The sequence below is a fragment of the Nocardia veterana NBRC 100344 genome (assembly GCF_000308855.1).
In the GTDB taxonomy this organism is placed as follows: Bacteria; Actinomycetota; Actinomycetes; order Mycobacteriales; family Mycobacteriaceae; genus Nocardia; species Nocardia veterana.
The window spans coordinates 23,431-40,004 of the sequence record NZ_BAGM01000210.1 but is presented as its reverse complement, the minus strand read 5'-3'; the positions used below and the strand labels follow the sequence as shown (position 1 = coordinate 40,004).

At 69.4% G+C, this 16,574-nt stretch carries 19 protein-coding genes; 12 read left to right on the top strand and 7 right to left on the bottom strand.

The window, feature by feature from the left end:
- Positions 1 to 53: 53 nt before the first annotated feature.
- From ON37_RS30415 to ON37_RS31410, 3 genes are read left to right on the top strand one after another with little or no spacing between them, the layout of a single operon-like run.
- Positions 54 to 965 (top strand): LLM class F420-dependent oxidoreductase, encoded by a 912-nt coding sequence (locus ON37_RS30415; RefSeq protein WP_157171711.1) that lies wholly within the window; start codon positions 54 to 56, stop codon positions 963 to 965.
- Positions 962 to 1,273, top strand: coding sequence for a hypothetical protein (locus ON37_RS30410; RefSeq protein WP_040724497.1), 312 nt, complete (start codon positions 962 to 964; stop codon positions 1,271 to 1,273). Before ON37_RS30415 ends, ON37_RS30410 begins: the two co-directional genes overlap by 4 nt.
- On the top strand, positions 1,273 to 1,809 hold the full coding sequence (locus ON37_RS31410; RefSeq protein ID WP_051032335.1) for a Dabb family protein: 537 nt from the start codon (positions 1,273 to 1,275) through the stop codon (positions 1,807 to 1,809). Before ON37_RS30410 ends, ON37_RS31410 begins: the two co-directional genes overlap by 1 nt.
- Positions 1,810 to 1,990: 181 nt before the next feature.
- On the opposite strand, the gene ON37_RS30395 is transcribed toward ON37_RS31410, so the two are convergent.
- The 4 genes from ON37_RS30395 to ON37_RS30380 all read right to left on the bottom strand — a co-directional run bounded on the left by ON37_RS30395 (position 1,991) and on the right by ON37_RS30380 (position 5,582).
- Positions 1,991 to 2,635, bottom strand: a complete 645-nt coding sequence (locus ON37_RS30395) for a hypothetical protein (RefSeq protein WP_040724494.1) — start codon at positions 2,633 to 2,635, stop codon at positions 1,991 to 1,993.
- Positions 2,632 to 3,045, bottom strand: coding sequence for a hypothetical protein (locus tag ON37_RS33385; RefSeq protein WP_168441290.1), 414 nt, complete (start codon positions 3,043 to 3,045; stop codon positions 2,632 to 2,634). Before ON37_RS33385 ends, ON37_RS30395 begins: the two co-directional genes overlap by 4 nt.
- 113 nt (positions 3,046 to 3,158) lie before the next feature.
- Positions 3,159 to 3,599 carry an RDD family protein gene (locus tag ON37_RS30385; protein WP_157171709.1) on the bottom strand — a complete coding sequence of 147 codons (441 nt, stop codon included), beginning with the start codon at positions 3,597 to 3,599 and terminating at the stop codon, positions 3,159 to 3,161.
- A 54-nt stretch (positions 3,600 to 3,653) separates the two neighbouring features.
- Complete coding sequence (locus ON37_RS30380) at positions 3,654 to 5,582, bottom strand: serine/threonine-protein kinase (protein ID WP_051032333.1); 1,929 nt, start codon at positions 5,580 to 5,582, stop codon at positions 3,654 to 3,656.
- Between the two features lie 199 nt (positions 5,583 to 5,781).
- On the opposite strand from ON37_RS30380, the gene ON37_RS30375 reads away from it, so the two are divergent.
- The 6 genes from ON37_RS30375 to ON37_RS30350 all read left to right on the top strand — a co-directional run bounded on the left by ON37_RS30375 (position 5,782) and on the right by ON37_RS30350 (position 10,441).
- The gene (locus ON37_RS30375; protein ID WP_040724490.1) at positions 5,782 to 6,591 is read left to right on the top strand and encodes an alpha/beta fold hydrolase; all 810 of its coding nucleotides are present in this window, start codon (positions 5,782 to 5,784) and stop codon (positions 6,589 to 6,591) included.
- Positions 6,592 to 6,684: 93 nt separating this feature from the next.
- Positions 6,685 to 7,563, top strand: coding sequence for a hypothetical protein (locus ON37_RS30370; RefSeq protein ID WP_040724487.1), 879 nt, complete (start codon positions 6,685 to 6,687; stop codon positions 7,561 to 7,563).
- Positions 7,564 to 7,633: 70 nt separating this feature from the next.
- Positions 7,634 to 8,650 (top strand): RNA polymerase subunit sigma-70, encoded by a 1,017-nt coding sequence (locus ON37_RS30365; RefSeq protein WP_051032332.1) that lies wholly within the window; start codon positions 7,634 to 7,636, stop codon positions 8,648 to 8,650.
- Positions 8,650 to 8,904, top strand: a complete 255-nt coding sequence (locus ON37_RS30360) for a hypothetical protein (RefSeq protein ID WP_051032331.1) — start codon at positions 8,650 to 8,652, stop codon at positions 8,902 to 8,904. Before ON37_RS30365 ends, ON37_RS30360 begins: the two co-directional genes overlap by 1 nt.
- Positions 8,905 to 8,966: 62 nt before the next feature.
- The gene (locus ON37_RS30355; protein ID WP_040724485.1) at positions 8,967 to 9,704 is read left to right on the top strand and encodes an SDR family NAD(P)-dependent oxidoreductase; all 738 of its coding nucleotides are present in this window, start codon (positions 8,967 to 8,969) and stop codon (positions 9,702 to 9,704) included.
- Complete coding sequence (locus tag ON37_RS30350; RefSeq protein WP_040724482.1) at positions 9,701 to 10,441, top strand: SDR family oxidoreductase; 741 nt, start codon at positions 9,701 to 9,703, stop codon at positions 10,439 to 10,441. The genes ON37_RS30355 and ON37_RS30350 overlap by 4 nt, the downstream gene beginning before the upstream one ends.
- 78 nt (positions 10,442 to 10,519) lie before the next feature.
- Here ON37_RS30350 and ON37_RS30345 read toward each other — a convergent pair whose 3' ends face one another.
- Positions 10,520 to 11,761, bottom strand: coding sequence for a fatty acid desaturase family protein (locus ON37_RS30345; protein WP_040724480.1), 1,242 nt, complete (start codon positions 11,759 to 11,761; stop codon positions 10,520 to 10,522).
- Positions 11,762 to 11,769: 8 nt separating this feature from the next.
- Positions 11,770 to 12,882 carry a ferredoxin reductase gene (locus ON37_RS30340; protein ID WP_040724479.1) on the bottom strand — a complete coding sequence of 371 codons (1,113 nt, stop codon included), beginning with the start codon at positions 12,880 to 12,882 and terminating at the stop codon, positions 11,770 to 11,772.
- 253 nt (positions 12,883 to 13,135) lie between these two features.
- On the opposite strand from ON37_RS30340, the gene ON37_RS30335 reads away from it, so the two are divergent.
- Positions 13,136 to 13,882: a DsbA family protein gene (locus tag ON37_RS30335; protein ID WP_040724578.1), complete on the top strand. Its 747-nt coding sequence runs from the start codon at positions 13,136 to 13,138 to the stop codon at positions 13,880 to 13,882.
- Positions 13,883 to 13,920: 38 nt separating this feature from the next.
- Here ON37_RS30335 and ON37_RS30330 read toward each other — a convergent pair whose 3' ends face one another.
- Positions 13,921 to 15,417: a WS/DGAT/MGAT family O-acyltransferase gene (locus ON37_RS30330; RefSeq protein ID WP_083893410.1), complete on the bottom strand. Its 1,497-nt coding sequence runs from the start codon at positions 15,415 to 15,417 to the stop codon at positions 13,921 to 13,923.
- A gap of 262 nt (positions 15,418 to 15,679) precedes the next feature.
- Here ON37_RS30330 and ON37_RS34415 point away from each other — a divergent pair, with 262 nt between their 5' ends.
- Together ON37_RS34415 and ON37_RS34410 are read left to right on the top strand one after the other, a co-directional pair.
- On the top strand, positions 15,680 to 16,186 hold the full coding sequence (locus tag ON37_RS34415; RefSeq protein ID WP_245553580.1) for a hypothetical protein: 507 nt from the start codon (positions 15,680 to 15,682) through the stop codon (positions 16,184 to 16,186).
- A 128-nt stretch (positions 16,187 to 16,314) separates the two neighbouring features.
- Entirely contained in the window at positions 16,315 to 16,518 is a 204-nt protein-coding gene (locus tag ON37_RS34410; protein WP_245553579.1) for a helix-turn-helix domain-containing protein, read from the top strand.
- Positions 16,519 to 16,574: the final 56 nt, after the last annotated feature.

The window sequence follows — 16,574 nt, the reverse complement described above, 5'->3', positions numbered from 1 at the left end:
GTGACCGGGACCGGCGATGGGTGTGGTCGCGATCACGAATGATGCTGGCTCGCATGACTCGGATCGGCATGGTGCTGCCCTATGTGGACGGAATGATCGGTTCCGGCGGATTTCTGCAAGATCTGGCGGGGACGCTGGAAGAATGCGGCGTCGAGTCGGTGTGGGCGGTCGAACATGTCGTCGTCGCCGACGATTACGAGCCGCACTATCCGTATTCGCCCGACGGGAAAATGCCCGGCGCCGAGCACGGGGCGCCGATGACCGATCCGCTCGAGACGATCGCGTTCCTGGCCGGGTCCACGCGCACGCTGCGGTTCGGGACCGCCATGATCGTCGCGCCGCTGCACAGTCCGGTCGTGCTGGCCAAACGTGCCGCCACGATCGCGTTGCATTCGGGTGACCGGCTGCTGCTCGGTCTCGGAATCGGTTGGCAGCGAGAGGAATACGCGGCGATCGGGGTGCCGTTCGCCGATCGGGGCGCGCGCCTCGAGGACGGGATCGGCGCGATGCGCGCGCTGTGGGCCGATGCTCCGGCGAGCTTTTCGGGCCATCATGTGCGGTTCGACCGTGTCTACTGCGAACCGCGGCCGGCGAAGGGGGCGATCCCGATCGTCTTGGGCGGCAACAGCGCGCTCGCGGCGCGGCGCGCCGGTCGCCTCGGCGACGGCTGGTTCCCCTACACCATCACGCCGGCCGATTTCGCCGCGCGGGCCGACGAGGTCCGGGCCCATGCGCGCGCCGCCGGGCGCGCCGAGAGCGCGGTCGAGTTGACCGCGTGGCCCGGGTCCTGCGACCCGGCACGGGAATTCGACGTCGAATTCGTCCGCGGCTATACGGAGGCGGGGGCGTCGCGACTGGTGGTGAACCCGCCGCTGTTCGGGCCGGAGTCGTTGTTCACCGCCGGGATCGCCGCCCTGCCGGGATATATCGCTCGCTACCGCGACGAGGTGGTGAGCAAGCTGTGACCGGCACGGTGACCGTGATCGACGAGATCGCGATGCCCAGCGACCGCGTCGACGAGTGGACCTCGCGGTGGCGCGCCGACTACCTACCCGGCGCGGGCGAGCGGGGGATGCGAGTGGCCGGGCAGTGGCGGCGCTTCACCTCGGCGGAGACGATGACGGTCCTGATCCAGTGGGAACTGCCGGGGATCTACGAGTTCTATCGGATGCGCGCGGCGGCCGGCGCCGACGACGGGGTGAGCCGGTTCTGGCGATGGACCGATTCGCTCGCGGTTTCGCGAACGCGCCGAGTGCTGGCGGAGGTGCGGTGATGGGGCGCTGGGTGGTTCGCACGCCGGCGGGTGTCGCCGGCCCGTCCGGGGCCTCGGGCGGAGACGATCTGCCGGGCAGCGTCGGTGGTCTCGGAATGAGCTGGGACCTGGTCTGTGACGATATCGGCGCGGCCTGGCCACAGCGCCCCGCCGCGGCCGACGCGGTCGCGCTGACCCGCCTCGCCGGTGCGCGAGTCACGTTGCCCGGGAAGCGAATCAAGCGCACGCTGCTGTTGCGGGTGCGGCCCGGCACCGCCGCCGAGGTGGTGCGTCGCTTCGAGGCCGAATTGGTCGCGATGCCCGGCCACATCGCATCGATCGGATCGTGGACCCTCAGCCACGCGGAGCACCAGCACTGGACCCATGCCTGGGAACAGGAATTCGTCGACCTGGAGGGGCTCAACGGCGACTACCTCCTGCATCCGTATCACTGGACCTGCGTCGACCGTTGGTTCGACCCGGAAATGCCGGACTCCATCGTCGAACCGGACATCGCCCATCTGTACCGCTGGGCGGAGGGTCCGCTGCTGTCCTGACCGACCAACCCGGTGCACCCCGGGTCAGGGATGGGGTGCGAGGTCGATGCGGAGCGTGTCACCGGTATTCACGACGAAGACGCGGTCACGATGCCGGGTCCGCCACTGGTGCGGAACGAGGATGTATTTGTCGTTGGCGCGGGCGAGCAGGAGAAGGCCGCTGTACTGGAAGCGGTACTTCTCACCGGGGGTGGTGATGACGTCGACCCGAGAGCCGCCGCCTCCGATGGCGAGCCGGTCGACACTGAAGATCACCGCCACCGGACGGTCCGGGAACCCGTGTTCCTCCGTGGCGCGGGCATCGCGGCCGGCGCCTACGCCGGCCGCGCTGTAGTAGAGCGGGGTAGCTGCTGCGCAGGTGCAGCCGGTATCCGATCAGCCCCACCGTGGTGAGTAGCAGCAACGGCAACACCACGCTCATCGCCTGCGGCAGCTCGCCGCGGATCGTCACACCGATCGCCACGACGCCACCGAGCGCGGCGGCGGTGCCGGTGACCGCTGCGCACCACAGTCGCAGTACTCGCCGCGGCCGGCGGGTCCGGGCGGCGACGACGATGGGTATTCGCCGTGCTGCGACGAGGCCCAGCACGAGCAGCCCGGCGAGCACGACGGGAAAGAAGGCGCCGTTGATACTTCTGACCACGTAGTCCGAGACGCCGAGGTCCAGAAATCGTGCGTCCACACCGAAATGGGCGTACCACGACCGGGTGTAGGTGAGGCCGAAGTAGTACAGGACGGCAGCGGTCAGCGTGGCTTGGGAGACGGCGACCGCGACCGAGACGGCGCGCTGCAGGGCCGCGGAATCACCTGTCGTCGCGGAAGTCATTGCGTCGGTGTGGGTCCCGTGACCGGGGCCGACGGGGCGAGCGGTGACGACGGCGCGGAGGTGGTGGGTGCCGGGAGCGGGGTGATCGAGGTCGGAATTCCCGCGCCGGTGAGGGGCTCGCCGGGGGAGATCACCGCGGTCGGCGGCAGGCCGTCCCCGTTGTCGATGGCGGGCGGGACGCTCGGCGGGACGTTGCCGGCGGTGTACGGCCGGCCGGGTGGTTCGCTCGATCTCGTCGGCGGCGAATCGGAATACGTGTCGTTCGCCGCCGTGGACGGTGGACTCGCCACCGTCGCAAAGGAATTCGTCGAAGGGACGGTTGTGGCCCGATCGGGAACGGAATCATCCGGCCCGCAGGCGGCAGCGCACCAACAGACCGCGATCACCAGCACGACCGGCACGACGCGCATATCCACCCCTCGGGCGATGAAGTCGATGCCGAAAAGTGTGACACACTTCGCTCCGGCCGGCACCGCGAAGCGGGCGGCGAAAATGTCTGCGGCCGAACCGATATCCGATTCGTCTAGTGGTGGCGCCGCAGGTCGGCGCGTCGCACGACGCGCAGACCGAATGCTTCGCCGATGCCGCCGCCGTCCTCCGCGAGGGCGAACAGGGCGACGATCACATAACCGAGCAACCACCGTCCGACCAACCGGGCGAGCCCGGGGCGACCGCCGTCGTCCGCCCGGACGACGCGGAGCCCGAGAAGGAGTTTGCCGACGCTGCCGCCGAAAATCCCTGTCCCGGCGACATGGTTGACCAGCGACGTGCCGACCGTGGCGCCGACCAGCATCGGGACGAACAGCGGGTCGCCGAGCGGATGGCGAAGGACTACCGTCAGGGTGACGGCGACACCCACCGCCAGCAACGCATCCACGCCGACCGCGGGCACGAGCCGGCCGTCCTCCGCGGCCCGCGGTACCCACATCCGCCGCGTACCACGGCCCTCCCCGAGCGTTTTCACAACGCGATACTTTCCGGCAACACCGCCCGCTCCGCAACAGCTCGTGCGGTCGGCCTACCGATGGTCGTCGTCGGTATCGGAGGCGGCGGCGATGCGCTCGAATGCTTGGAGATCCTGTTCGATCACGCCGTAGAGCACATACGCGAGAACGAATCCGACGATGCCGCCGACACACAGGACACGGACGGCCCACACCACGGATTCGATATCGGAGGCGGGCAGGAACGAGATACCGGTAACCCCGACCAGCGGTACCGCCGCGGCGACGGTGAGGTAGCGGCCGGTGTGCTGGGCCAGGCGACGCAGGTGGACGACATCGGCGGCATCGGAGCGCCCGTGGACCAGGAAGACCGGATACAGGAACCGCACCACATACCAGGTGATCGCGAAGTACGGATAGGCCAGCGCCACCGCCCCGCAGACGACCAGGGACAACAGGAAATGGGTGTAGGTGCCGCGCGGCACCCCTCCGGCGACGATGTTGAGCATCACCGGGAACACCACACCGCCCAGCACCCAGAACACGAAAGCGATGCCGGCGACCCGATTTCCGAGTCGTAAGGCGTCGATCCGGGCGCCGGCGAGGGTGGCGTCGGGGTAGTCGCGCCCGGTGTGCAGTCCGATGGATACCCGGATGAGATGGCGTGCGGTGTAGAGGATCAGCGCGGTGGCCACCACGATGGCCAGGGGATACAGCACCCGAGCGACATCGTGGAAGGACCGCTGGACCTCGGGCGTGAGCTTTCCGACGATCAGCGTCTTGTTGTAGTAGTAGTTGTATCCGGCCGCGGCCAGATTCGGGACGGCGATCGCGATCGCGAGAATCGGTATCGGCCACAGCGGCCCACTGGGCCGGCGCCGGCCCGGTGGCGGGTCGACCAGGTCCCGGGCCCGGGGGTCCAGGCAGAGTTCGAATTGCTGGGCGAGTTCCGCGCCGTTGGCCCAGCGATCGGCGCGCCGGGGTTCGAGGCAGGTTTTCAGGACACGGCACAGCGAGGCCGGGCAATCGGGCGGCAGGTCGGCCAGATACCGCGGCGAGATCGGCCGGCGGCGCAGTTCCAGCAACTGCTCGACCGAGCCCTGTGCGTCCTTCGCCTCGACGGGCGGAAACGGTCGCCGTCCGGTCAGCAGCTCCCAGAGCATGACTCCGAGCGCGTAGATGTCGCTGCGGGTGTCGAGGTCGTTCACCGTGCCCGGGAGCTGCGGATGACTCGCCTCGAGATGTTCGGGTGACATATAGGCGAGTGAGCCCCCGAAGTACGCCACCGGACTGCTGCCCGCGACGTGGTCGCTGAAGCTGATGTTGAAATCGGCCAGCTTCGGTGCGGCGTCGGCCGACAGCAGCACATTCGCCGGTTTGATGTCGCGGTGCAGCACCCCGCGGCGGTCGGCGTAGTCGAGCGCTTCGGCGAGCCGGCGACCGAGCCAGGCCACCGCCTCGGGCCAGGACAGGTTCGCGATGTCCTCGCGCGCCCGGGTATTGGAGGTGGGGATCTCGCCCTTGTCCGCCAGCGCCTCGTCGACGGCGTCCAGCAGTAGCCGACCGGTGCGGCGCTCCGGCGCCGTCGCGCGCACCCGGCGCAATACCGCTGCCAGCGTCCCGCCCGGAACGTACTGCATGTACAGCAGTTTCAAGCCCCGGTCCGGCAGCACGCGCTGGTCGTACACCCGGACGATGGATTCGTGATCCAACTGGGCGAGAGTCTGGGGTTCGGTGCCGTGGTCGGCGGAGATCTTCACCGCCACCAGGCGCTGCATCGACCGCTGCCGCGCCAGGAAAACCTTGGCGAAGGCGCCGTGCCCGAGTTCGAGGAGGAGATCGAAATCATCGATCCGGTCGCCGGGTTCGAGGTCGTCGCCGGCGATCCGCGCCGGGGGCTCGGTCGCCGTACCGGTGAGCTGCTCGGCACCGACGGGATGCGGCGCCGTGTGCACCGCCGGATCGAAGGCGGCGGTGGCATCGCTTTCCGGTCGAGCGCCCATGAGCTGGTCACCCCGGGATGAGACGGCGAGACATGATGCATTTTATCGCGTACGACTCCGGAATCGCGGGCCGTGGATCTTTTCCGATCGGCCCCCACCGGGCCCCGGCCGCGCTATCGTCGCACCCAGACCACCTTTGCTGACCAGTAGCCGGTCCTCGCGTCCGCGCCGACCGGCGCAGCGAACGAAGGGATCGGCTATGCGAATCGCCCGTTCGGTGCGAGCAGTCTCGGTCGTCTTCGCCTTGATCGCCGGCTTCGTGGTCGCCGTGCTCGGGCCGGCCAATGCCGCCGCGATGCCGACCATCGTGCTGGTTCACGGCGCCTTCGCCGACACCACCAGCTGGGACGGGGTCGCCGATACGTTGCGCGGGCACGGATTCCCGGTCGTCGTCCCGGAGAACCCGCTGCGCGGCCCGGCCCACGATGCGGCGGCGATCGAGAAGACGCTGGCCGGGATCTCCGGGCCGGTGGTGCTCGTCGGCCATTCCTACGGCGGTGCGGTGATCACCCAGATCGACAACCCGAACGTGCGGGCATTGGTCTACGTGGCGGCCTTCGGCCCCGCCCAGGGTGAGCCGGTCGCCCTCGCCCTGGATCCGATCCGCTTTCCCGGCAGCCTGCTGCTGCCGCCCGCGCTGCAGCTGAAGGTCGTCGACGACCGGACCACTCTCGTCGGCCGCAACGTCGACGCCTATATCGCCGACGCGTCGTTCCATCAGGTCTTCGCGCCCGACGTCAGCGACGCCACCGCGGCCACCATGCTGGCGCACCAGAAATCGCTCGCGGTGTCGGCGAATCTGGAGCCCTCCGGGCCACCCGCCTGGTCGCACACGCCCAGCTGGTACCTGGTGTCCGCCGACGACACCGTGATTCCACCTGCGGCACAACGATTCACGGCCGAACGAATGGGCGCCCACACCAGTGAGGTGCAGGCCTCCCATGTCGCACTCGTCTCCCAGCCGGCCGCCGTGGCCGCGGTGATCGAGGCGGCGGCCGCGCAGAGCTGATCGCCGAGGGCGTGATCGTGGCCGCCGCCGACCGTCGGCCGGGGCGGATTCTCAATGGGGGGAGGAGATTCCCCGCTCGCTACGCTCTCGGGCATGTCCGGCTCGATCGGCCGGCGACCCGAGGTCGCTGTTGCGCTGAACCGATCCGAAGCGATCGCCCGGGCGGTCGTGCAGGCCGCCCGAGAGCTCAGCACGGCGCTCGGCGGTGTCGCGAAAGCCGATGCGGAATACGGGTTACGGCCGATCGGGCAGCTGTCCGGCGATGCGGCTCGCCGACTTTCGAACGCCGACAAAGGTTTTCGCCGAGACCTGGAGGACGCCGGTGCCCCGCCCTCCATTGCGACGTTACCGGAGCCCGGATCCCCGGACCGGTTCTACAACGGCGCCCGGCTGTGGCAGGTCGACCAGGTATTTCCCAAGGCGTTCGGAGAGCGAGACGTCGCGACCGCGGAAGGCTACATTCGCACGGCATCGCACAGTACTGCCGGAGATGTCGTCTACCTGACCGACGGTAGCGATATCGCGGGGGTGTACGGAACGATCACGAGCTGGACGGACGTGCGCGACGGTGCGATGCGTTTCCATCCGGCGGGGATGGTCCTGGGCATCGATGCCGGTCGGATCAGCGTGAATCCGATGGTGGCGGAGGGGCATTCGGCGGCCGCCTTCGTGCCGGGCGTCAGCGACCGGGTGTTCACGACGCCGGGCCGGGTGGAGACGTCGAAGATCCTCAGTGTGGAATTCCAGACCTACGACACCATCATCGCCGACCCGGACGTCACGCTGGTTGCCGACGGATTTCCCGGCTTCGAGGGTGTGGGGCAGGCGGCGCTGCGCGATCCGTCCGTGGTCGCCGAGCGGCTCGCCACCGTGGCCGATCGGGTGCGCCGGGCGTATCCGACCATCGATGTCTCCGTCGGCGCCAACCGGTTGCCCGCCGACGAGGCCATCCGGACGTTTCTGGCGACCTGAGTGCGCCCCCGATTCGGGAGCGGATGCCGGCGCACCGATGACTGATCGGGTGTGAGCGCGTCATACAGATATGGATCAGCTGGTGGAGGCGGCGCGCGCCGGTGACGAGCCGTCGTTCGCGCGCCTGGTCGAGCCGATGCGACACGAGCTGCAGGTGCATTGCTACCGCATGCTGGGCTCGGTCGAGGACGCCGAGGACGCGGTACAGGAGACGTTGGTCCGGGCCTGGGCTCGGCTGGGTTCCTACGAGGGCCGCTCCTCTCTGCGCGCATGGGTGTACGGAATCGCGACCCATGCGTGCCTGGACGCGCTGCGGCGCCGCAAGGCGCGGGCCTGGCCGAGCGATCTCGCCGGTCCCGCCGATCCGCGGCGCTACCGGCTGGCCGCGGTGGATGTGCCGTGGTTGCAGCCCTATCCGGACCGCCTGCTGGAGCCGGCCGCCGCGGCGCAGGAGGAGCCGGAGGCGGTGGTCACCGCGCGGGAGACCATCGAGCTGGCTTTCCTGGCGGCGATCCAGCGGCTGCCCGCGCGGCAACGTGCCGTCCTGATCCTGCGGGATACGTTGGACTGGTCGGTCGCCGATACGGCTGCCGCGCTGGGGATCAGTCGAGCGGCCGTCAACAGTGCGCTGCAGCGAGCGCATGCCGCATTGGCCGACCATCTCCCGCCGGAACGCACCCGGTGGCGGCCGGTGCCGACCGCCGCGGAGCCCCGCGCCCTGACGCGGTTGATCAGCGCCTGGGAAAGTGCCGACCCGGCCGCGCTGGTCGAATTGCTGCGGGCGGACGCGAAGTTGATCATGCCGCCGGGCACGGTCTGGTTCGCCGGCCGCCGCGATATCGCCACGTTCTTCACCGACCACGTGTTCGGAGATATGGGCAGTGGTTGGCGGCTGCGGCCCACCGGTGCCAACCGGCAACCGGCCTTCGGCCTCTACTGGCGTGCACCGGGTGCCCACGCCTTCGCCGCATTCGCCATCGGCGTCCTCACCGTCGAGGGTGCCGCACTCACCGAGATCGCCCTGTTCCAGCAGCCGGAGTTGTTCGCCGCGTTCGCCTTACCGGCCGAACTTCCGTTGCCGGACTGATGGACACGCGGCGGATTCGGCGCTGGACCCTGGTCCTGCGGCCGGGGGAGGAGCTCGACTACGAAACCGGTGACTGGGCCGACGCTCTGGTCGTGGTGGCCGCCGGCGAACTGGAGTTGGAATGTCGTAGTGGCCGCCGGGTCCGGTTCGCCGCCGGGGCGGTGCTCGCACCGTCCGCCGTGCCGGTGCGCCGGCTGTTCAATCCGGGGCCGGGCCCGCTGATCCTCGCCGCGGTGACACGCCGGCGGCGATGACAGACCGGGTGCGCGTGCGTCACACAGGTGCACAGCCAGAACTTCCCCGTAAGGAACGATCAATGACTCACACAACCACGCTCGCCGGACAGTCCGTCCTGATCACCGGCGCCAACCGCGGCCTCGGGCACGCCCTGGTGGACGCGGCACTCGACCGCGGCGCGCAGCGCGTGTACGCCGCGGCCCGCCGGCCTGTCGACCATCCCGATCGCCGCGTCGTCCCGGTGCGGCTGGACGTCACCGACCCCGAGCAGATCCGGACCGCGGCCGCCGCGGTCGACGGGCTCGACGTACTGGTCAACAACGCCGGTGTGTGCACCGTCGATGAGCTCACCGACCCGGCCGTCGTCGAGAACCACCTGGCGGTCAACCTGTTCGGGACCTATCGCGTGACGCAGGCCTTCCTGCCGCGACTGCGGACCTCACGCGGCGCGGTCGTCAATATCCTGTCCCTGGCCGCGTTGGCGACCGTGCCCGTCACACCCGCCTACGCCATCTCCAAAGCCGCCGCGTTCTCGCTGACCCAATCGCTGCGGTTCCTGTTGGCCGGACAGGGCGTACGCGTGCACGCGGCACTGCCCGGACCGATGAACACCGACATGATCCGCGAGTGGGACCTGCCCAAGGCCGAACCCGCGGCGGTGGCCGGAGCGATTCTGGACGGGGTCGCGAGCGGGCAGGAGGAGATCTTCCCCGACCCGATGTCGGCGACGCTCGCATCCGGCTGGGCGGATGGCATCGTGAAGGCGCTGGAGCGGGCGAACGCGGCGGCCGCGCGGGCAGTGGCGGTGTCGGCATGAACGCGGCGCAGCGCACGATGGTCGTCGGTGCCGGCCGAGGTTTGGGTCGCGGCGTCGCGGTGGCGTTCGCCCGAGCCGGGGCACCGGTGGTGGCGGTGGCCCGTACGGCGTCCGCACTGACCGAACTCGCCGCGCAGACACCGGGTATCGAACCCGAGGTGGCCGACGCCACCGACCCGACGGTCCCGGGCACGCTGCTCGACCGGTACCGGCCGGACATCCTGATCCTCGTCGCGGGCGCGGCCCCACTGATGCGACCACTGCAGCACCACACCTGGGAATCGTTCTCGGCGAACTGGAATGCCGATGTGCGCATCGCCTTCCACTGGCTGCGCGAAGCCTTGACGACGCCGATGCCGCCGGGCGGCCGCGTCATCGTGGTGAGCAGCGGCGCCGCCGTGAACGGCTCGCCGCTCAGCGGTGGTTACGCGGGGGCGAAGGCGACACAGCGGTTCATCACCGGCTACGCCCGGGACGAGGCGCACCGGGCCGGTCTGGACATCGGTTTCACCGCGGTGCTGCCACAGCTCACGCCCGCCACCGGCCTCGGTCTCGCGGCGGTGCGAGCCTATGCCGAGCGGTCCGGTCACACCGTCGAGGAATACATCGAGCGGTTGGGTGACCCGCTCACGCCCGCGGTGGCCGGCGATGCCCTGTTCGATTTGGCGGCAACGGATCTCGCCGAGATGGCGCCGTCGTATCTGCTCACCGCGAAGGGCCTGACCGTTCTGCCGTGACGCGGATCCGAGGGAGAGCGATCCCCCGCGATCCGGGCCGCTGCTTGCTCCCGGCAGCGGCCCGGCCGTGCCTCGGACTCAGGCGGCTGCCCGAATCGGCGCCCGCTTCAGTTCGCGCAGTGCGGTGCGGAGCCCGCGGCGCTTACCGGTCGCCGGGTCCACCCCGAAATGCTCCTGCATCCCCGCTCGGACCGCGAAACGCAACTCGGAGGCGGTCTCCGGCGCATCGTCGGCGGTCGCGGCGAGCAGGGCATTGGGCAGGGCCAGTTTCGCGATGGTCCGAAACGATTGCAGATATTGACGGGCGAGCGAACCGGTCGTGTACGGGAGATCGTATTTGTCGCACAACGCGCGGACCCGGACGGCGATCTCCTCGTAGCGGTTGCTCGGTAGATCCGGGAACAGGTGGTGCTCGATCTGGTGGCTGAGGTTGCCGCTCAGAAAGCGCATCAGCGGTCCGGCCCGGAAGTTGGCCGAGCCCAGCATCTGTCGCAGATACCAGCGCGGCTGATCCTCCTCAGCGAGTTCGGCGGTGGTGAATTTCTCCGCGCCGTCGGGGAAGTGGCCGCAGAAGATCACCAGATAGGCCCAGTAGTTGCGGATGAGGTTGGCGGTGGCGTCGGCGGTGAGTGTGGTCTTCCAGTTCCGCCCGGACAGGGCCGGATAGATCAGATAGTCCTTGGCGGCCTGTTTGCCGACCTTGGTGCCGATGATGCGTAGATCCCGCAGCGCCTGCCGCCAGGTCTTGTCCCCGCGGCGGATCTTTTCGACCTCGAGGTGATGCAGCGCGACGCCCCATTCGAACGCCGTCGCCAGAATCAGGTTGTAGACCGGGTTCCCGATGTTCCACCACTCCCAGCGCTGATCGCGGGTGACGCGCAGAATGCCGTAGCCGACGTCGTCGTCCATGCCGACGACATTGGTGTACTTGTGGTGGACGAAATTGTGGGAGTGCTTCCACTGCACGCTCGGACAGGTGGTGTCCCACTCCCACGACGAGGAGTGGATCTCCGGATCGTTCATCCAGTCCCATTGGCCGTGCATCACATTGTGCCCGAGCTCCATGTTTTCGATGATCTTGGCCAGGGCGAGCATCGCGGTCCCCGCACACCAGGCGATCCGGCGGTTGCTGAACAGGAGGGTGGCCCGGCCGCCGGCGGCCAAGACGCGCTGCAGCGCGATCGTGCGGTGGACGTACCGGGCGTCGCGCTCGCCGCGTGAGTCCTCGACATCGCGGCGGATGGTGTCCAGTTCGGCGCCCAGTGCCTCGATGTCCGCGGCGGTCAGGTGTGCGTAGGCATCGATATCGGTGATGGCCATCTCGTCTCCTACATCTCGAGGGTGCATTCACCAGACACGCTGCTGATGCACGTCTGGATTCGTTCTCCTTCGCGACGCTCCGCCCCGGTGCGGAGATCGCGGACATATCCACCGGCCAGCGGGACCACGCAGGTCTGGCAGATCCCCATCCGGCAGCCGAACGGCATCGTGATGCCGAGGCGTTCGCCCGCCTCCAGAAGGGTTGTGGCGCCGTCGATTTCCGTCTCCTTGCCCGATGTCGCGAAATACACCGTGCCGCCCTCGCCGCCGTGGTCGGTGCGGGCGATGGTGAATCGCTCGGTGTGCAGCCGGTGGCGCAGGCCGCCGGCCTCGTAATGGGACTCCATCGCGTCGAGCAAGGACGGCGGCCCGCAGGCCCAGCAGTCGCGTTCCCGCCAGTCGGGCACCCACTCGTCGAGGCGCGCGACGTCGAATTTGCCCATCTCCCTGGTGAGTTGGAGGGTGAGCTCGTAGTCGGGGCATTCGGCGGCGCGGGTCCGCATTTCGTCGAGGAAGATGACGTCGTCGCGGGTCGGTGCGGCGTGCACGTGGCAGATGTCCGGGCTCTGCCCGCGGGTCTCGAGCGCGCGCAGCATCGCGATCACCGGGGTGATCCCGCTGCCCGCGGTGACGAACAGGATTTTGCCCGGAACCGGTTCGGGCAGGCGGAAATCGCCCTTCGGGGCGGCCAGCCGGATGACGGTGCCGGGGGCGACGCCGTCGACCAGATGGGTGGACAGGAAGCCGTCGGGGTTGGCCTTGACCGTGATCGAGATGGTTTTGTCCCGGCCACCGCCGATCGAGGTGAGCGAATACGACCGCCAATGCCAGCGGCCGTCGATCTGCAGGCCGATGCCGACGTATTGCCCGGGGTGATAGGTGGCCGGAAAACCCCAGCCGGGGCGGATGGTGACGGTGGCCGAATCGGGCGTCTCCTTGACGACGTCGACGACCCGTCCCCGGAGTTCGCGGGCCGTCCAGAGCGGATTGAGCAGCCGCAGGTAATCGTCCGGAAGCAGTGGGGTGGTCGCGCGCGCCACCAACCCGCGCACGATATTCGTGCCGGGTTTCTGCGCGTCGATATCGGCGGCGGGCCGTTTGCTCCATTTCAACAGGTTCATGGCAGCCCCAACTCTGTGTACGACCGTATGCTCACTGATGTCGCATCGGGGATACCACCGGAGCGGGTTTCCATGCATGCAGCCCGGGATCTTTTCCTTACGGCACTGCGTATGGGCCGTGTTCAGGATGACACCGGTCGGCGGCGACCATTCGAGTCAGTGTACAAGTGTGCTCCGAAATTCGGTGCCCGCGCCCGCGGAGCGGCCGCACTATAGGCTGAGCGGACACATCCTGACGAGCGGGGGAACCTCGATGAACGCCCATCCCGGCGGGTGGCCGCCGGCGCCGCAGCCTGCGCCGCGCCGCCCATATCCGACCGTCCTGATCCCGGTGGTCGTCCTGCTGGCCGTTGCCGCCGCGATCGGAATCGGTGTGGTGGCGCGCGGTGCGCTGACGGATCCGATCGCGGGCACCGCCACGGCGGCGACCGGATCGTCGACCGTCGATCACGTCCTGGCCGACGGTGCGGTCCGAGTCGGTGACCCGAAGGCGAAGGTGACCGTCCGGGTGGTCATGGATCTCCAGTGCCCCGCCTGCAAAATGTTCGAAGCGGCCAACGGGCCGGCTCTGGAGAGCGCGGTTCGCGACGGCACCGCCGTCGTCGAATACAGCGTCATCAGTTTCCTCGATCGAGCGAGCACCACGCAGTACTCCTCGCGCGCCGGCAACGCCTCGTTCTGTGTGGCGAATGCCGGGGTGGACCACTACCAGTCGTGGCTGTCGGCGATGTTCGCCCGCCAACCCGAAGAGGGCGGCGCCGGGCTCACCGACCGCGAACTCGTGGCCATCGCGGCAGCGGCCGGCTATTCCGAAGACACTGTGGCGCACTGCATCCTCGACCGCACCTACGACGGCTATCTGCGGACGAAGACCAGGGAAGCGCTCGCCGGCGGCGTGACGTCCACGCCGACCGTCCATGTCGGCGGCAAGCAGATCAGCGACAGCGACGTCCTGATGCGCCCGGGTGGACTCGCCGCGGTGATCGCGGCGGCGCGCTGACGTCCGGATCGGCCGACTCGTCGCCGCGGCCGTGACTCCTACGGATGGAGCTCCGCCAGGGCCGCACCCAGGTGGGTCGTCAGCTCCCCGATGTCGGGAACGGCGTCGGGACAGCCCAGGATGCCGAAGTCGAGGTGCCCGTCGTAGGACATCACGGTGATGTTCAGACCGCCGGACAGTTCGGTCAGCACGGAGACCGGATAACTGGCCAGCACCCGAATTCCGTCGAGGTACAGCGGGAACTGCGGTCCGGGAACGTTCGACACGATCAGGTTGACCAGGGGCAGGGTGGGTGCCGCCGCCCGGAGCAGGGCGCGGGTCGGCAGTCCGTGCAGGGCCGGGGTCAGCAGCGCGGTGAGCTCGTGCAGCAGGGTCGGTGGCTGCTGCCGGAACCGCTCCTTGGCGAGGACCAGGTTGTGGTGCAGCATCGTCAGCCGGGCGCGCGGATCGCTCTCGTCGATCGGCAGCCGAGAAAGCATGAGTGAGAACTGGTTTCCCGCACTGCCGAACTGCTCCGGGGTGCGCACGGAGACCGGAATCGCGGCCAGCAGCGGCCGGGTGGCCGGGAGTTCGCGATCGAGCATCCAGCTGCGCAGCGCGGAGGTGCACAGCGCCATCACGACGTCGTTGACGGTGCCGTCGATCGACCGCTTGACGGCTTTCACGGCGTCGAGCGGCAGGGACGTGTAGGCCACGCTGCGGGAGGCGCTCAGCGGCCCGTTGAACGGAACATCGGGGTGTTTGGCGCGGAACTCGTCGCGGTGGTGCAGGAGCGCCGGAACCGCGTGCCGGACCGCGCGAGCACGCGCCGACTGCCTGGCCATCGCGTTGCCGGAGCTGCGCGCCACCATCTCCACGAGCGAGGGGGTGCGGTCGCGGCGCACCCCGGTGGCCGGTGGCGGTGTGTCCGTCGGAGTTTCGGAGACGTCGAGGATGGCCGCCATGACCTCCGCGGCGGATACGCCGTCGATCACCGCGTGGTGGATTTTCGTGTAGACGGCCTGGCGCCCACCGGACAAGCCGGAAACGAGATGACATTCCCACAGCGGGCGGGATCGGTCGAGGAGCTGAGCGTGGCGGCGCGCGACGTAGTCGGCGAGGTCGGCATCGCTCGCACCGTCGGGCAGGCGCGCGGCCCGCACGTGATATCCGAGGTCGACGGTGTCGCAGTCCTCCCAGTAGGGCTCGTCGAGGCCCAGCGGGACCGCGCGCACCCGGCGCCGCAGCGGTGCGATCAGATGCAGCCGCGCCGCGAACAGCCGCCGCAACGTGGTCACCGCCAGCGGGCCACCGGCCGCTCCCGCCGAGTCGAGCAGCATGACCGCGCCGATATGCAAAGGCGCCGTGGCGGTTTCACTGTCGAGCAGGTGCAGGTCGAGGTGGCTGAGCTGCCGCGGCGGTCCGGAATCGGGCGCATGGGGGATCAGTGTCGAGGCCGGTGCGGTCGGCGCCGGGGTCGTGAACACTTCCCCGGGCGTCCGGATCCGCACGGTCGTCCCCGCCCGGTCGAGCACCGTACTGTGCGTGGTGGTCATCGCGTCCTCCCGTGGTTCCGGCTCGGGACCGATCGCGGGCGGGCCGGATCGCTCCCGGATATTCGGGGTCGGCGCCGGCGCGAGCGTCGGCGCGGTGTTCGGGCGGCGGTGGTCGAACGGACGAGTCGCCTCGGATTCCGGCGACGTGGCCGCGAGTCTAGGCGTGGCGGCGGCCGCGTAGGCTGCGCCGAGAGTTCGCGCTCGTAAACTTCGTGCAAACAACGCCGCGGGGCGGGTCCGGTTCGACGATTACGATCGGGATATGAGTGCTGCGGTCCCGGCCCGTGCGAGCGCGGCCGTCTGGCGGCTGGCGGTGCCGTCGAATGTCGCGGTCGCCGGTGTGCGGATGGCCGGATTCTCCGGTCGGGCAACGCAATCGGTGGATATGCGGGTGGTGCCGTACCCGGCGGTGACCGTCTTCGTCGAATTCGGCGACGGGACGCTGATCGACGAAACAGCTGGGCGCGAACTGCGGCACGGCGGGATCGTGGGGCCGCTACCCGGCGGTCTCCGCGCGTGCGGCCGCGAGGTCGACTGTTTACAGATTCGTCTGTCGCCGCCGCTCGCGCGCCGCGTCTTCGGCGACGTATCGGAGCTGACGGCGACGGTGACGGCGTTCGACGAGGTGTGGGGCCGGGACGCGGAGGCACTGCGCGAACGGTTGCACGCCGCCCGCGACTGGGAGGCCCGGTTCGCGATCGCGGCCGACGCGCTGGTTCGGCGGCGTGACGCGGGCCCGCTGGTCGACGCCGAGGTCGCCTTCGCCTAGCGGCAGATGGTGCGCGCGCGTGGGCGCGTCCGGGTCGAGGCGCTGGCGCGTCAGTTCGGCTGGAGCCGTAAGAAGTTGCGGTCGCGGTTCGGTTCGCAGATCGGGATGACACCGAACGGGCCGCCCGGTTGATCCGATTCGACGACGCGGCACACCGGTTGGCGGCCGGTGCCGCGGCCGCCGAGGTGGCGAACGAGTGTGGCTATGCCGATCAGTCCCATCTGCACCGGGAGGCTCGCGCCTTCACCGGGCTGACGCCGGTGGCACTGGCCGCCGCGCCGTGGCTCGATGTCGACGATGTGGCCTGGCCCGAGCCCGGTCGGCGAACCTGATCGCCACGGGAACATTCGTCCAATCCCCGGCGGCACGCGGCGACGATCATCAGCGG

What these genes read in the sequence shown, in the direction of transcription:
- ON37_RS30340 (WP_040724479.1), bottom strand. Translation starts at nt 12,882, where the DNA reads ATGAACCTGTTGAAATGGAGCAAACGGCCCGCCGCCGATATCGACGCG.
- ON37_RS30345 (WP_040724480.1), bottom strand. Translation starts at nt 11,761, where the DNA reads ATGGCCATCACCGATATCGATGCCTACGCACACCTGACCGCCGCGGAC.
- ON37_RS30375 (WP_040724490.1), top strand. Translation starts at nt 5,782, where the DNA reads ATGCGAATCGCCCGTTCGGTGCGAGCAGTCTCGGTCGTCTTCGCCTTG.
- ON37_RS30330 (WP_083893410.1), bottom strand. Translation starts at nt 15,417, where the DNA reads ATGACCACCACGCACAGTACGGTGCTCGACCGGGCGGGGACGACCGTG.
- ON37_RS30415 (WP_157171711.1), top strand. Translation starts at nt 54, where the DNA reads ATGACTCGGATCGGCATGGTGCTGCCCTATGTGGACGGAATGATCGGT.
- ON37_RS30335 (WP_040724578.1), top strand. Translation starts at nt 13,136, where the DNA reads ATGAACGCCCATCCCGGCGGGTGGCCGCCGGCGCCGCAGCCTGCGCCG.
- ON37_RS30370 (WP_040724487.1), top strand. Translation starts at nt 6,685, where the DNA reads ATGTCCGGCTCGATCGGCCGGCGACCCGAGGTCGCTGTTGCGCTGAAC.
- ON37_RS30395 (WP_040724494.1), bottom strand. Translation starts at nt 2,635, where the DNA reads ATGACTTCCGCGACGACAGGTGATTCCGCGGCCCTGCAGCGCGCCGTC.
- ON37_RS34415 (WP_245553580.1), top strand. Translation starts at nt 15,680, where the DNA reads ATGAGTGCTGCGGTCCCGGCCCGTGCGAGCGCGGCCGTCTGGCGGCTG.
- ON37_RS31410 (WP_051032335.1), top strand. Translation starts at nt 1,273, where the DNA reads ATGGGGCGCTGGGTGGTTCGCACGCCGGCGGGTGTCGCCGGCCCGTCC.
- ON37_RS33385 (WP_168441290.1), bottom strand. Translation starts at nt 3,045, where the DNA reads ATGCGCGTCGTGCCGGTCGTGCTGGTGATCGCGGTCTGTTGGTGCGCT.
- ON37_RS30355 (WP_040724485.1), top strand. Translation starts at nt 8,967, where the DNA reads ATGACTCACACAACCACGCTCGCCGGACAGTCCGTCCTGATCACCGGC.
- ON37_RS30365 (WP_051032332.1), top strand. Translation starts at nt 7,634, where the DNA reads ATGGATCAGCTGGTGGAGGCGGCGCGCGCCGGTGACGAGCCGTCGTTC.
- ON37_RS30350 (WP_040724482.1), top strand. Translation starts at nt 9,701, where the DNA reads ATGAACGCGGCGCAGCGCACGATGGTCGTCGGTGCCGGCCGAGGTTTG.
- ON37_RS30380 (WP_051032333.1), bottom strand. Translation starts at nt 5,582, where the DNA reads ATGGGCGCTCGACCGGAAAGCGATGCCACCGCCGCCTTCGATCCGGCG.
- ON37_RS30360 (WP_051032331.1), top strand. Translation starts at nt 8,650, where the DNA reads ATGGACACGCGGCGGATTCGGCGCTGGACCCTGGTCCTGCGGCCGGGG.